13 protein-coding genes and 1 tRNA gene are annotated in these 13,373 nt (G+C 55.4%); 4 read left to right on the forward strand and 10 right to left on the reverse strand.

Going from position 1 to position 13,373, the window contains the following annotated elements:
- Positions 1 to 245 precede the first annotated feature (245 nt).
- Positions 246 to 395: a hypothetical protein gene (locus tag AVAK2825_RS21825; protein ID WP_284402550.1), complete on the forward strand. Its 150-nt coding sequence runs from the start codon at positions 246 to 248 to the stop codon at positions 393 to 395.
- Between the two features lie 138 nt (positions 396 to 533).
- Here the strand turns inward: AVAK2825_RS21825 and AVAK2825_RS21830 are convergent, their stop codons facing one another.
- On the reverse strand, positions 534 to 902 hold the full coding sequence (locus AVAK2825_RS21830; RefSeq protein ID WP_284402551.1) for a DUF1493 family protein: 369 nt from the start codon (positions 900 to 902) through the stop codon (positions 534 to 536).
- Positions 902 to 1,333 (reverse strand): STM2901 family protein, encoded by a 432-nt coding sequence (locus tag AVAK2825_RS21835; RefSeq protein ID WP_284402552.1) that lies wholly within the window; start codon positions 1,331 to 1,333, stop codon positions 902 to 904. The genes AVAK2825_RS21830 and AVAK2825_RS21835 overlap by 1 nt, the downstream gene beginning before the upstream one ends.
- 566 nt (positions 1,334 to 1,899) lie before the next feature.
- On the opposite strand from AVAK2825_RS21835, the gene AVAK2825_RS21840 reads away from it, so the two are divergent.
- Positions 1,900 to 2,541: a hypothetical protein gene (locus AVAK2825_RS21840; RefSeq protein WP_284402553.1), complete on the forward strand. Its 642-nt coding sequence runs from the start codon at positions 1,900 to 1,902 to the stop codon at positions 2,539 to 2,541.
- A gap of 495 nt (positions 2,542 to 3,036) precedes the next feature.
- Positions 3,037 to 3,276, forward strand: coding sequence for a helix-turn-helix domain-containing protein (locus AVAK2825_RS21845; protein ID WP_284402554.1), 240 nt, complete (start codon positions 3,037 to 3,039; stop codon positions 3,274 to 3,276).
- Positions 3,277 to 3,644: 368 nt separating this feature from the next.
- On the opposite strand, the gene AVAK2825_RS21850 is transcribed toward AVAK2825_RS21845, so the two are convergent.
- The 8 genes from AVAK2825_RS21850 to cysS form a co-directional block, all read right to left on the reverse strand.
- On the reverse strand, positions 3,645 to 4,727 hold the full coding sequence (locus tag AVAK2825_RS21850) for a plasmid recombination protein (RefSeq protein WP_284402555.1): 1,083 nt from the start codon (positions 4,725 to 4,727) through the stop codon (positions 3,645 to 3,647).
- Between the two features lie 248 nt (positions 4,728 to 4,975).
- The gene (locus AVAK2825_RS21855; RefSeq protein WP_284402610.1) at positions 4,976 to 6,106 is read right to left on the reverse strand and encodes a tyrosine-type recombinase/integrase; all 1,131 of its coding nucleotides are present in this window, start codon (positions 6,104 to 6,106) and stop codon (positions 4,976 to 4,978) included.
- A 223-nt stretch (positions 6,107 to 6,329) separates the two neighbouring features.
- Positions 6,330 to 6,422: transfer RNA gene (locus AVAK2825_RS21860), tRNA-Ser, on the reverse strand.
- Between the two features lie 42 nt (positions 6,423 to 6,464).
- Positions 6,465 to 7,733 (reverse strand): aspartate kinase, encoded by a 1,269-nt coding sequence (locus AVAK2825_RS21865; RefSeq protein WP_284402556.1) that lies wholly within the window; start codon positions 7,731 to 7,733, stop codon positions 6,465 to 6,467.
- A gap of 97 nt (positions 7,734 to 7,830) precedes the next feature.
- Positions 7,831 to 8,781: a tRNA lysidine(34) synthetase TilS gene (gene tilS / locus AVAK2825_RS21870; protein WP_284402557.1), complete on the reverse strand. Its 951-nt coding sequence runs from the start codon at positions 8,779 to 8,781 to the stop codon at positions 7,831 to 7,833.
- Between the two features lie 107 nt (positions 8,782 to 8,888).
- On the reverse strand, positions 8,889 to 9,866 hold the full coding sequence (locus tag AVAK2825_RS21875; RefSeq protein ID WP_272563991.1) for an acetyl-CoA carboxylase carboxyltransferase subunit alpha: 978 nt from the start codon (positions 9,864 to 9,866) through the stop codon (positions 8,889 to 8,891).
- A gap of 88 nt (positions 9,867 to 9,954) precedes the next feature.
- Positions 9,955 to 10,614: a DNA-3-methyladenine glycosylase family protein gene (locus AVAK2825_RS21880; protein ID WP_272563992.1), complete on the reverse strand. Its 660-nt coding sequence runs from the start codon at positions 10,612 to 10,614 to the stop codon at positions 9,955 to 9,957.
- A 62-nt stretch (positions 10,615 to 10,676) separates the two neighbouring features.
- Positions 10,677 to 12,056 carry a cysteine--tRNA ligase gene (cysS, locus tag AVAK2825_RS21885; RefSeq protein WP_284402558.1) on the reverse strand — a complete coding sequence of 460 codons (1,380 nt, stop codon included), beginning with the start codon at positions 12,054 to 12,056 and terminating at the stop codon, positions 10,677 to 10,679.
- A 213-nt stretch (positions 12,057 to 12,269) separates the two neighbouring features.
- On the opposite strand from cysS, the gene AVAK2825_RS21890 reads away from it, so the two are divergent.
- Complete coding sequence (locus AVAK2825_RS21890) at positions 12,270 to 13,364, forward strand: L,D-transpeptidase Cds6 family protein (RefSeq protein WP_284402559.1); 1,095 nt, start codon at positions 12,270 to 12,272, stop codon at positions 13,362 to 13,364.
- The last annotated feature ends 9 nt before the right edge of the window (positions 13,365 to 13,373 follow it).

Here is a 13,373-nt window from a genome sequence, read left to right on the forward strand (position 1 = left end):
CCGGGCCTGCAAGGCCCCTCATGCACCCAGGCGCAGACCGCTGCTGGGCCTCATCACGCTCAAACGGCTACTGGCGCCCACTCCTCCCTATTCGGATTCGTCAAACATGGGGTTGTGAGAGGCTCCCCCTCGCCTCGCCGTCCCGAACACCGCGTGGATGTCGGACGACACGCAATCGCGGCAAATTACTTGACCCAGGTCATTTCTGGCAGGGTACGGATCGAAATCTGCGCCACGGCGCAGGCATGGCGCGTTCAAAAAAACGGCAAACCGGTCGAAACGAAAAACCCGCCGAAGCGGGTTTTGAAAAGAACGCTATCGCGGGCGCAAGTAGCGGCATCGATGCTCCGTCCTATGCTAAAGCGGCCGCGCAAAAAGGAAAAAGCCCCAAGTGAAAAATCACTTGGGGCTTTTGTACCTGGCGGAAACGGAGGGACAATGAATTCCCAACCGAAAACCCAGCAAAATCAAGGACTTAGCAGCGTTTAAAATCTAAATTTCGCTACCAAACCTGTTACCAGTCAAGCATGCAATTAATTTAATTGGTGCTGTTCGATCTTTTCAGCGTCCCACTTCTTCAACTCGACAGCTTTTGCAAGCATACCCAGGGTTAACGGAACCTTTTCAGCCTCTTGTTGAAATTTCCTTCGGAAACTTGGGAATGGCAATAGCAATAGTTTGAACGGATTAAAACCTTCACCGTTGAAGTATCTTTGAAAATCGAAGCTACTATAATCCACCTCAAATTTATCAAAGAATTTCTCCATGAACTCTATTGCGTCATCTCCTGTGATATGAAGATCATCCTCAATTGTGGTAGAGGGATTAATTTTTTTGCCAGGAAATATTCCAGACTCTTTCCTGACAAAATCCTCAATTTCTGCAATGGAATTGATTGCCATCAGAAAACCTTATCCTCTTCTTGTACCAGCTCATTATAAGCCCGCACAGATTCAGTGGATATTTTGTATGCATCATAGGCGAGCATAACCACTCCAACCACAGGAATTGTTCTGCCTACAAATGTTCCTATATTTTTTACCAATAGCACCTTCAATTGCAACATACTCTTCCAGGTAACTGTGGGGAGTATTCTGTGCTTCAACTCAAAGGGAAGCACCTTCCGAGAAACAACCGAGGCGATAGAAGTTCCTTTCGTTGCTCCCGCAAACTTCCCTCGTGTGGGTAGCATTGGATAGCCTGCGATAACCGCACCTATTGCCGTAACGTCGTCTATTCCGAAGTGACTTGCTGCGGTGTCTACGAACACCAAGAATAACAATTCTTGCGGCTGCAATTGCTGATGAATGCCGTAGGTATACGTATTACTCAACCCAAACTCCCTTTGTTAAAGACTTCTATTTTTTCATTACCGAGGCAAAATTTCTGCATCATTTTGCAACAGGCAACAAAAAAGCCCCTTAGAAGGGGCTTTTTCATTTGCTCAGGCCAACAGATTCTCTACCAGAAGAAAGGATTTTGAGCTAAAAATATAATACGTAAAAATAAATCAAATGTCAAGTTTTATTGTTGAAAATTATAAGAACAAAATCGATTTGTCCAGATTATAAGAGCCAAACCAAAAACCAAACCACGACAACCCGCGCCAGTATTGGGTTTCAAGGCATACCCAAACCAGCACCTAAAAGTCGATTTGTCAAGGCCAAACCAAAGAAACCTAATGCTGGCGCGGGTTTCAAGACGATCCCAAACCAAGCCGACCTATTAGTGATACATCATTGATGACAATTAGGTATTACAGTTAAGCAAAACCTTAGTTGTATGGAGAATAAGTAGATTCACTCTCTCTAAAACTAAGAAAATAAAAGTGTCGAATTTTTATAACTTGACATTTTCATTTTCTCTGCTATTTTGAAAATACCAGAGTTAGGAATTAAAATGGCATCAGAATACATTAATATCGAAGTCGAAGTCTTCAAGAAACTTCACAGTAGAAATATCACAGAGTATGATCGGAAGGTCTACGGCACATTATGTGCCCATGCAACGTTTAAACATCGAGTATGGGGTGTTTACTCCCGTCAAACCTACTACACGCTAGCCAAGGCGGTAGAAGAGCTAACAAATGACCGCAAGCAGATAGATCATCTGCAAAGGTCAGTGCGACGGCTTGAACACGCTGGGCTAGTAAAAGTACTGTTCCAGAGTAGAGAAATCGAGTCAAAAACTAAGAATAAAATGAAGCCACCTCCAAAAGAACTAATCATCTCCTTAGACCCTTCGGCTACTCTGCAATCACTTTGCACTGCAATAGAACAGAATGTTGAAGACTTCAATATTCACGCTAAACGAATCAAAGAGCTTGAAGATAACATCGGGGTCAAGCTCAACATTGTGAAGAAAACTGCTGCAAAAATGGTAGCAATCAATAATGCTGAGCTTGACGAAGACTCAAAAATTGCGGGTGAATTATTCCCTGGTCAACTCCAAGTCGTCCCAGAAACTGCCTTAATCTCACTCACGATGGAATCAGCCAGTGCTGGTTTCAAGAATTTCCCAAGGCGAACTTCCGTTCCATGAGAAGTCGCATAAATATAAGCGGTTTGGTGGTCAGTCATTGTTCCCAAATGACTAATCTCATGAAATGGCAACCGAACAGAATCAAACTCCAATCCCACACCTGGACGGAGTTTAATGGTGTGTGAAGTAGTGGAAATCCACAACATGACCAGATACCAAAGAATAAATGACACTGCAAACCAAACGATTACAAGCCCAGCAGACGAATTCTTTGGAATGGCAACGATTGGTGAAGTCACTGTACACGACACAGGGAACATGACGAGTGCAAGGATAAATCCAGACGCTGCGGCACCCTGGCCAAACCGTTTGCCTTCAAATTTAAGGTCGATAGTCCCATCTTCGTTCGTTACACGTTCATAGGCCTTCTGAACACTGCTTTCCATAGCTTCCTCATAGGTAGGTAGTTCAGGTTGAACCTCTCAACCTGATGGCCTCATCCTACTCAAAAAAGGTCAATTCGACCTATTCCGATCTGGCCTATAGCGTGGATGGATGATTCAGTCCATCTACCATGGTCGTTACGTTGCGTTACGGCAACACATGAAGGAGCTTAGGAAACGTGCTGGCTTGACCCAGGTCCAACTTGCAGAGAGGCTATCTCTGGACCAGTCATACGTTTCCAAGATAGAGAGAGGTGAGCGCTACGTGGATGTACTTCTGTACATCGATTGGTGCAAGGCGTGTGAAACTTCTGCGGATATCGCAATTCAACAAATCAGCTTTTTATTATGAAAATCAACAAAAAAAGGTTGGCTTATTGGTGTTTATCTTCATCACCATAATAATTGCCTCCATACATGCAACATATTTTCCCGTTTGGAGTAAAAATTGCAAAATGATAGATTATGGAAACGGTTTGCACTCCATTCCATATTCTAGTGTTAATTCAGTTCGTAGCAGCGTGAAGCCTAAGCAAAGAGGTTGCGAATTTATTTCTAACAATCCGATCCGGAATGTTTACGAGCATTTTTTTGGGCAGTAACGAAATGGCAAGACAAATGGCTGTGATCAATAAGGTGTTTATTATCACCATTTCAAAATAGAAAAATAGCATAGGAACCATAAAAATCCTTAAATAATCCAAATTTAAGGATTTCCAATCATTTGTCAAGCTTTATTTTTCTTCCGGCTTGGCCAGCACCAGCGTTTTCAACGGTCCGCGCACGTTCTAGCTCTATTATTTTCTTTGCCTGCGAGGTGATAACGGCCTTTTGCAGGTTATTTTCAGCGCGCAGTTCTTTATTTTCATTTCTTAAGTCTGCTATCGTTTTTAATCCTTTGCCGTAGTGCATTTGCTGTGCAAGTGCCTCGGCAATTTCTTTTTCTGCACGCTTTTGCAGTGTTTGCAGTAGTGCGTATTCCCTCTCTCTGTTTGCCTTCGTATCCTTTTTCAATGCCAAATGGTTTTTTACAAGGAGTTGAAGACGAGGGGTTACCCTCGTTTTAAATAACTCTTGCACTTTGGTTTTGGTATTTACAAGGCCGAGGCCTTGTATGAAGTAAGATAAAAGCTGACCAACAATCTTTTGGTAGTCTGTATCCAGCGCCTCATCCACAAGATCGTAAAATTCTTTTAGCTCTCTATGTTTTTTCTTGCTGCCTCTAACACCTCTTATCAATCCAAAGTGTGCATTGTGCTTGGCATAACGGTCGTGCAAATCTCTCAGGTAAATCTGGTTATATCTCTTTGCATTTAGAGAGCAGCTCTCTTTAAAAAACTCCCCTTTCTGGTTCCTGTATTTTTTCACAGACTTCATCTCTGTGCTTATAAAAAAATGCAGGTGGGGTGTTTTTTCATCCAGGTGTAGAACCCCCATCTTTAATTGGCTGCCATATTCCTTCTTAAAGAAATCCAGTTGGGATTTTGTCCAGGCGTCAATTTTCTTATCATCTCTCGGTTTGAAAAAGGCGGGTGACGCACTGACCACAAATTCCATCATCAGTACGTTATCACTCTTTTCCTTCACTCCCAATCCATCATAATAAGCACTCAACTTCTTTTGCAAGTCTGCCGCATCCGTGATACTTGCATTTAATGAATTGAAGACAACTTTGTTAGTCGGGGTTAGCTTTGTATTAATGTTTGGCTGAAACCGCAACCTGAGATTATGCTCCACCGCTTGCGTAATTTTTCCTCTGGTTTTTATTTTGGCCGTTCTTAATATGCAGCTCAGTTCTGCCATGGTTTTATGTCTCCTGTTATTTTTCTTCTTGTCATTTAATATTAACAGGTTTTGCTGGATAATCAAGTCTGATACCAACGGGGGTTGGTATCACTCACTATACCAACCCACTTCGGGGTTGGGTGAGCCCTCCGGGGGTAATACCAAATACCTTCCACCCATAAAAAAACCAACCTCACGGTTGGTTCTTTTTATTGGGCGGTCATCGACCCTTTGGGTAGTTGATTATATGGATTTGTCAAGCTCATTTACTGGTAGAGCTTACCAAAAATCTTCAACTGAGCTTGTGCCACAACTTCAAAAAGTGCATCGATTGAGTATGGTTTGGTGTAGTAGTTAACATTGGTGTTATCCAGCTCATGTCCGAAAAATTGGCTCCGAGCCTCAAGAACAACACCTGCCTTGGCATAGTAATCGTTTGCATATTTTCGCAACGAATGGAATACCAGCTTGCGATTTTTAAGCCCCAACTCTTCCAATCGTCGGGTGAATTTCTTACCTACTGCGTTACCTTTACCCCGGCCAGCCAACTCACTGTATTTAAAAATTGGCCCCACTTTGGTTGCAATATATGCCTCAAAACCCGAGTTCAGTAGCTCAGGAATTACAGGAACATCACGCTTACCATTGGCTGTTTTGTCATCTCGAATTCTCAAAAACCAGGTTCCAGAATCTGTTTTTTGAATGTCATTTTTACATAGGCTTGTGATTGCTCCGATTCTCAAACCAGTAACCACAGCAATTAAGCACGCATAGTAATAATCTGGGTCTTTGATTTTCTGGGGGTCAAAATAGCTCTTTGCATAGACTGCAACAATATCACCATCATCGAAAATATCATAGCCTGCTGCCATTTTCTGAGCCTTGGTAATCACCTTCAAGCTCACAGGATTTTCACCTTTGAGGTAGCTATACTCCCTTGCAAAATTGAACACTGCTTTTAGCAGGTTAATCTTGGTCTGAACAGTTTGGAGGGCCAGACCCTCAGCCTTCATCTTCTCAGCGAACCGAGTTACATCGATTTTCAAAATCTGATCAATGGTTTTCTTTTTACCCACGAAGGTAGCAAACTGCAATACCGTATTTTGAACTGCTGAAATTGAACCTGGGGCTAGTTGCTTCATTTGCAAATAGCGATTCAATAGCTCTGTGACTGTAAGGCCGTTAGGCGAATGAACAGGGACCTGTTCAAAGGGTACAGCCGCAGGCTGAATATTCTGCGTAGCACTGGTAACACCTTTCAAAGCTGCAATAGCTTCCAAGGCTCGTTGGTGATCGTCTGGCCCATCGGATTTAATCCGAACGCCTCCAAGTTCAATTTCGTAGCGCCTTAGTTCTTTGCTATCAAAATTGAAATCGGATAGCTTCGGTTTACTCATCTCGATCACTCGCAAAAGTTCCAATGCTCGCAGTCTAGCAAGCACTGGATCGGCAGTTTTGAGAGAGCGTTTGAACTGGTGGCGGCCTACCCTAGTGTGTAGGTAGTAGGTCTGACCACGAAGATAGACAGGCAGTGTGAGCACTTGGTTTGCTACCAGAAGTGCTACCAGTCCAAAGAAGAAAACCTAGCTAAATCGTTGATCTAGCTAGGTTTTTTCATTGTGGCGGAAACGGAGGGATTCGAACCCTCGATGAGGCTCTACACCCCATACTCCCTTAGCAGGGGAGCACCTTCGGCCACTCGGTCACGTTTCCAATCCGGCTATTATGCCTCAGATTGAAGGCGGTTTTGACTCGTTAAGCGGGCGACTGGTCCAGTTCGAACGCCTTGTGCAGCGTGCGCACCGCCAGTTCCACGTACTTCTCGTCGATCACGACGGAGGTCTTGATTTCGGAGGTCGAGATCATCTGGATGTTGATGCCCTCTTCGCTCAGCACGCGGAACATCTTGGCGGCCACGCCCACATGGCTGCGCATGCCGATGCCGACGATGCTGACCTTGCAGATCTTGGCGTCGCCCACCACTTCCTGCGCGCCCAATGCCGGAACGACCTTTTCCTTGAGCAGATCGATCGTGCGCGCGTAGTCCGAGCGGTTCACGGTGAAGCTGAAGTCCGTTTTGCCGTCCTTGCTCAGGTTCTGGATGATCACGTCGACATCGATGTTCGCATCGGCCACGGCCCCCAGGATCTGGTAGGCGATGCCGGGCTTGTCGGGCACGCCGAGCACGGAGATCTTGGCCTCGTCGCGGTTGAATGCGATGCCGGATACAACGGCTTGTTCCATTTTTTCGTCTTCCTCAAAAGTGATCAGCGTGCCGGAGCGGGCTTCTTCGTTGATGTCGATGTCCCAGGGCGTGAAGCTGGACAGCACGCGCAGGGGCACTTTGTATTTGCCGGCGAACTCGACCGAGCGGATCTGGAGCACCTTGCTGCCCAGGCTGGCCATCTCCAGCATTTCCTCGAAGCTCACGGTGGCCAGGCGGCGCGCCTCCTGCACCACGCGCGGATCGGTCGTGTACACGCCGTCCACGTCGGTGTAGATCAGGCATTCGGCGGCCTTCATCGCTGCGGCCACGGCCACGGCGGAGGTATCCGAGCCGCCACGGCCGAGCGTGGTGATATGACCGTGCTCATCGATGCCCTGGAAGCCCGTCACGATCACGACCTTGCCGGCGGCCAGGTCGGCGCGCACGCGCTGGTCGTCGATGGATTCGATGCGGGCCTTGGTGTAGGCGCTGTTGGTGCGGATCGGCACCTGCCAGCCGGCATAGCTCACCGACTCCATGCCTTCGGACTGCAGCGCGATCGCCAGCAGCGCGGAAGACGCCTGCTCTCCGGTGGAGGCCAGCATGTCGAGTTCACGGTGGTAGGCGGACGTGGCGCGAGAAGGCGCCAGCTCCTTGGCCAGCCCGAGCAGGCGGTTGGTTTCGCCACTCATGGCGCTGGGCACCACCACCAATTGGTGGCCGGCCCGCGCCCATTTGGCCACGCGCTTGGCGACGTTGCGGATGCGCTCCGTGGAGCCCATCGACGTGCCGCCGTATTTATGAACGATCAGTGCCATTGGATATCTGGAATGACGAAACGCAAGACGGCGCAGGGAAAGGAGAAAAATTGTTCTGGCGCGCCGCCGTTTTTCGTGCAGGGATGGGGACCAAAACCTAGGAATTGTACCAACCGAGCACCTGGGCTTCGCGCACGGCGAAGCCGCGGCCGACCTTGATGCGGATGCGGTGCCCCCGCGTGGTGCACGCGGCGATCTGATCCAGCAGCTCGGCCAGTTGGGCCGCGGCCGGCGTGGTGCCGTGCACGCTGCGCAGCCAGTGGCGCAGCACGTTGGCCTGCCGGGCCCGGCTCAGCGCCTGCAAGGCCGCCAGCCGCGGCGGCACGCCCACGGCGACCAGATCGGCCTCGGCCAGTTCCTGAAGCAGTTCGCTGGCCTGCGCGGCATGCTCGGCGCTGCGGGCGAAGGTGTCGCGGAACTGGGGAAAAGCGGCATCGATCGCCGGCAGCAGCCGGTGGCGGATCCGGTTGCGCGTGTAGTGCTCGTCGCCATTGGTGGGGTCTTCCACCCACGCCTCGCCCCGCGCCACCAGCCAGGCGCGAACATCGGCTCCGGCCACCCGCAGCAGGGGCCGATGCCAGTCGAGGCCATCGCGCTGCCAGTGCGCAGGCATGGACGCCAGACCCGGCACGCCAGCGCCCCGAGACAGCGCCAGCAGCAGGGTCTCGGCCTGGTCGTCGGCATGCTGGGCCAATGCTATTGTTTTTATAGCGACATGCCCTAGTGTTACTTGCGCTAGGCCCGCAAAAGCCTCGTACCGCATCCGGCGGGCGGTGTCTTCCGGGCTTTGGCCCGGCGCGGGGCGTGCGTTCACGCGCGCCACCTGGAGCGGCACGCCCTGGCGCTGGCACAGGTCGGCGCAGTGGCGCTCGAAGCCATCGGCCGCCGCCTGCAGCCCATGGTGCACATGGAACGCATGCACCTGGCCGGGCCACCGCCCTGCGCAGGCCAGCAGCAGCGCGGTGGAGTCGGCCCCGCCGCTCAGCCCCACGGCCAACGGCAGGGCCGGTGCGAAGGCCGCCATGGCGGCGTCGAAGGATTGCGTCATGCCAAAGGGACGTTTCAAAGGGCTGTGATGGCGGCGACTTCCATGCAAAACGGCCCCGAAGGGCCGCTGGGTTCATGGCATGGGGCGTGGTGCCGGAGCCCTGTGCTTCAGCGCGTCTCGGCCTTGGTGTCGGTGAATCGGCCGTAGCTTTGCAGGCGCTCGTAGCGGCGGTCCAGCAGTTCCTTGGGCTTGAGATCGGCCAGTTGGCGGAAGGCATCGCCCAGCGCGCGCTTGAGGAAGGCGGCCATCTGCTTGTGGTCGCGGTGGGCGCCGCCCACGGGCTCGCTCACGATCTTGTCCACGAGGCCCAGGGCCTTGAGGCGGTGGGCCGTGATGCCCATGGCATCGGCCGCGTCCTGCGCCTTGTCGCTGGTCTTCCAGAGGATGGAGGCACAGCCTTCGGGGCTGATAACCGAGTAGATGGAGTACTGCAGCATCACCACCTGGTCAGCCACGCTGATGGCCAGCGCGCCGCCGGAGCCGCCCTCGCCGATCACGGTGGTGATGATGGGCACTTCCAGTTGCGCCATCTCGAAGATGTTGCGGCCGATGGCCTCGGACTGGCCGCGTTCTTCGGCATCGATGCCGGGATAGGCGCCAGGCGTGTCCACGAAGGTGAACACCGGCAGCTTGAACTTCTCGGCCGTCTTCATGAGGCGCAGGGCCTTGCGGTAGCCCTCGGGGCGGCTCATGCCGAAGTTGCGCGCGGCGCGCTCCTTGGTGTCGCGGCCCTTCTGGTGGCCCAGCACCATGCAGGCATGCCCGTTGAAGCGGGCCAGGCCCCCCACGATGGACAGGTCATCGGCGAAGTGGCGGTCGCCGTGCAGCTCGACGAAGTCGGTGAAGATGTCGCGCACGTAGTCGAGCGTGTAGGGACGCTCGGGATGGCGGGCGATCTTGGTGATCTGCCAGGGCGACAGATCGCTGTAGATGTCTTTGGTGAGCTGGTGGCTCTTCTTGCTGAGCTGGTCGATCTCTTCCGAAATATCGACGGCGCTTTCGGTCTGCACGTAGCGCAGTTCTTCGATTTTTCCTTCGAGCTCGGCAATCGGCTGCTCGAAATCCAGAAAGGTTTTTTTCGCCAACGTAATTCTCCTTGGGCTCCTCGCCCTGTTCAGGCCAGCACCACGGGCACGGACGCAGCATCGGTTGCCGCGCCCTCCCGCGAGGGCGTCAATAGTCCACCGGCAACGGGGCGAGCGACCGCCAAATATACCAACTCGCCACGCTGCACCAGGGCTTCCAGGCCTCAGCTACTTCGCGGGCATCGCTGCGGCTCACGGGATCGCCCGAAAAATAATGCTGGCTGATGCCCTGGATCAGGGTGGCATCGTCCAGCGGCATGACGTTGGGGCGGGCCAGGTGGAAGATGAGGAACATGTCCGCCGTCCAGCGGCCGATGCCGCGAATGGCGATCAGCTCCTCCGTGATGGCCTCGTCGTCCATCGCATCCCAGTCCTTGACGTGCAGCTTGCCGGTATCGAAGTGCAGCGCCAGATCAACCAGGTAGTCCACCTTGCGCGCGGACAGGCCCGCGCCGCGCATGTCGTCCACCTTGAGCTTGAGCACGCTGGCCGGCGTCATGGTGCGCGGCAGGGCCGCGAAACGGTCCCACACCTTCTGCGCGGATGCCACCGACACCTGCTGGCCGACGATGCTGCGCGCCAGCGTGGTGAACGCATCGCCGCGCTGGCGCAGGGCCACGTCGCCCAGTTGCGGGATGAGCCGCTTCATCACGCGGTCTTTCTTGACGAGGTGCTTGCAGGCCTCGGCCCAGTACGCGGGCGCGATCAGTTGCGGCCCGTCATGGGCTGTCTTTTTCGTCGCAGCCACCGCTTATCCCGCCCGCACCAGAAATTTCACCGCCGCCAAAGGCCGCTTCATCCAGGAACCGCTCACTGCGCCGCCTCCCAGGTCGTGCCGGCGGCGGAGTCCTTGAGGACGATGCCCTGCTCCAGCAGCGCCTTGCGGATGCGGTCGGCCTCGGCGAAGTCCTTCGCGGCCTTGGCGGCGGCGCGCGCGGCGATCTGCGCCTGAATGGCGGCTTCGTCCAGCGTGGCCCCGGCCTTCAGGAAGGCTTGCGGATCGCCCTGCAGCAGGCCCAGGCACCCGGCCAGCGCCTTCAGCAGCCCGGCGGTCTGCGGCGACTGCGTGCGGTTGACCTCGCCGGCCAGATCGAACAGCACGGCCACGGCCTCGGGGGTGCCGAAGTCTTCGTCCATGGCGGCCTTGAACCGGGCCGCGTAGGGGTCGGTCCAGTCGATCGAGGGTGTGGGCGCCGGCGCGACCAGGCTCAATGCCGTGTACAGGCGCTTGAGTGCGGCGCGCGCGTCGTCCAGGTGGGCGTCGCTGTAGTTGAGGGCGCTGCGGTAATGGGCGCGCACGATGAAAAAGCGCACGGTCTCGGCGTCGTACTTGGCCAGCACGTCGCGGATGGTGAAGAAGTTGCCGAGCGACTTGCTCATCTTCTCGTTGTCCACGCGCACGAAGCCGTTGTGCACCCAGAAGCGCGCCAGCGGCTTGCCGGTGGCGCCTTCGCTCTGCGCGATCTCGTTTTCGTGGTGCGGAAACTGCAGGTCGGCGCCGCCACCATGGATGTCGAAGCTCTCGCCCAGCGTGGCGCAGCTCATGGCCGAGCACTCGATGTGCCAGCCGGGCCGGCCGGCGCCGAAGGGGCTGTCCCACTTGGCTTCGGGCGGCTCCTCGGGCTTGGCGGACTTCCACAGCACGAAGTCCAGCGGATCGTCCTTGCCGTCGGCCACGGCCACGCGCTCGCCCGCGCGCAGCTCGTCGAGCGACTTGCCGGACAGCTTGCCGTAGCCCGCGAACTTGCGCACCGCGTAGTTCACGTCGCCGCCGCTGGCACGGTAGGCCAGGCCCTTGTCTTCCAGCGCGCCGATCAGCGCGAGCATCTGCGGCACGTATTCGGTGGCGCGCGGCTCGATGGAGGGCGGCTCGATGCCCAAAGCGCCGATGTCCTGGTGCATGGCGGCGATCATCTCGTCGGTCAACTGGCGGATGGTGATGCCGCGCTCCACCGCGCGCCGGATGATCTTGTCATCGATGTCGGTGATGTTGCGCACATAGGTCACGCGCAGGCCGCTGCTCTTGAGCCAGCGCTGCACCACGTCGAACGCCATCATCATGCGGGCGTGGCCGATGTGACACAGGTCGTAAATGGTCATGCCGCAGACATACATGCGCACATGTCCGGGCTCCAGCGGAGAAAAAGGCTCCAGCGCACGCGACAGCGTGTTGTAGATACGCAAACTCATGGAAATTCAGTCAAGGGGTGGATGGTGCAGCCGGCGCCCTGGCAGGGGCTGCGCAAAGAGGCGGGAGCCTCCCGGAAGGGCCGTGCGCGGCGGTGCGCACATGCAAAATCAGGAGCGGCAACAGCGTACCGGCATGACAAACCCCTCAGCTACAATCCGCCGCAGTATAAGCCCCCGTTACGGCTTGACACCTCCAACCATTCCCGTCCGCCCATGAAGCATCCACAACGCACCCTTGCCCATCTCCTGCGCCTGATTGCCCTGTCGGCCTTGTTGGGTGCCCCGCTGGCACACGCGGACGACTATGCCGAGATCACCCAGTTGCTCAAGGCAGGCAAGCCGGCCGATGCCCTGGCCAAGGCCGACCAGCGGCTCACCGCCAACCCCCGCGACCCGCAACTGCGCTTCCTGCGCGGCGTGGCCCAGGCGGATTCGGGCAAGCAGACCGAAGCGGTGGCCACCTTCACGAAGCTCACGGAAGACTATCCCGAGCTGCCCGAGCCCTACAACAACCTGGCCGTGCTGTACGCCAACCAGAACCAGCTCGACAAGGCGCGCACCGCGCTCGAGATGGCCATCCGCACCAACCCCAGCTATGCCACCGCGCATGAAAACCTGGGCGACATCTACGCCAAGCTGGCCAGCCAGGCCTACAACAAGGCGCTGCAGCTGGATGCCACGCACGCAAGCTCGGTCAAGCCCAAGCTGGCTCTGATCCGCGACCTGTTCTCGACCGAGGCCAAGGCCTCCACCGCCAAGGCGCCCGCGGCTGCACCCGTGGCAGCAGCGGCTCCCCGCCCTGCACCGGCACCCGCGCCCGTGGCGGCCTCCCCGGCGCCTGCCACCCCTGCGCCGGCCCCCGCACCCACCCCGGCCGCACCGGCCGTGGCCGCTGCACCGGCGCCCACCCCGGCTCCGGCCCCCGCTCCCGCAGTGACGGGCAACACCGCCTCCAGCGCCGCCGCCGCGGCGGAACGGGAAGTGTCCGCTGCAGTGCACGCCTGGGCCAAGGCCTGGGAGAGCCAGGACATGAACGCCTACCTGGGCGCCTACGACAAGAACTACACGCCCAACGGCAAGCAAAGCCACGCCGCCTGGGAAAAAGAGCGCCGCGACCGCATCGTCGGCCGCGCCAAGATCAATGTCAGCGTGAACGATCTGCGCATTTCCGTGAACGGCAACAAGGCGCAGGCGCGCTTTCGCCAGGGCTACAGCTCCGGCAGCTACAGCGTGAACAGCCGCAAGACCCTGGACCTGGTGAACACCGGCGGCCAGTGGACCATCGTGCGCGAGGCCACCGGCGGTTGATGGCGATCG

This window comes from Acidovorax sp. SUPP2825, assembly GCF_030158995.1.
Lineage (GTDB): Bacteria > Pseudomonadota > Gammaproteobacteria > Burkholderiales > Burkholderiaceae_C > Paracidovorax.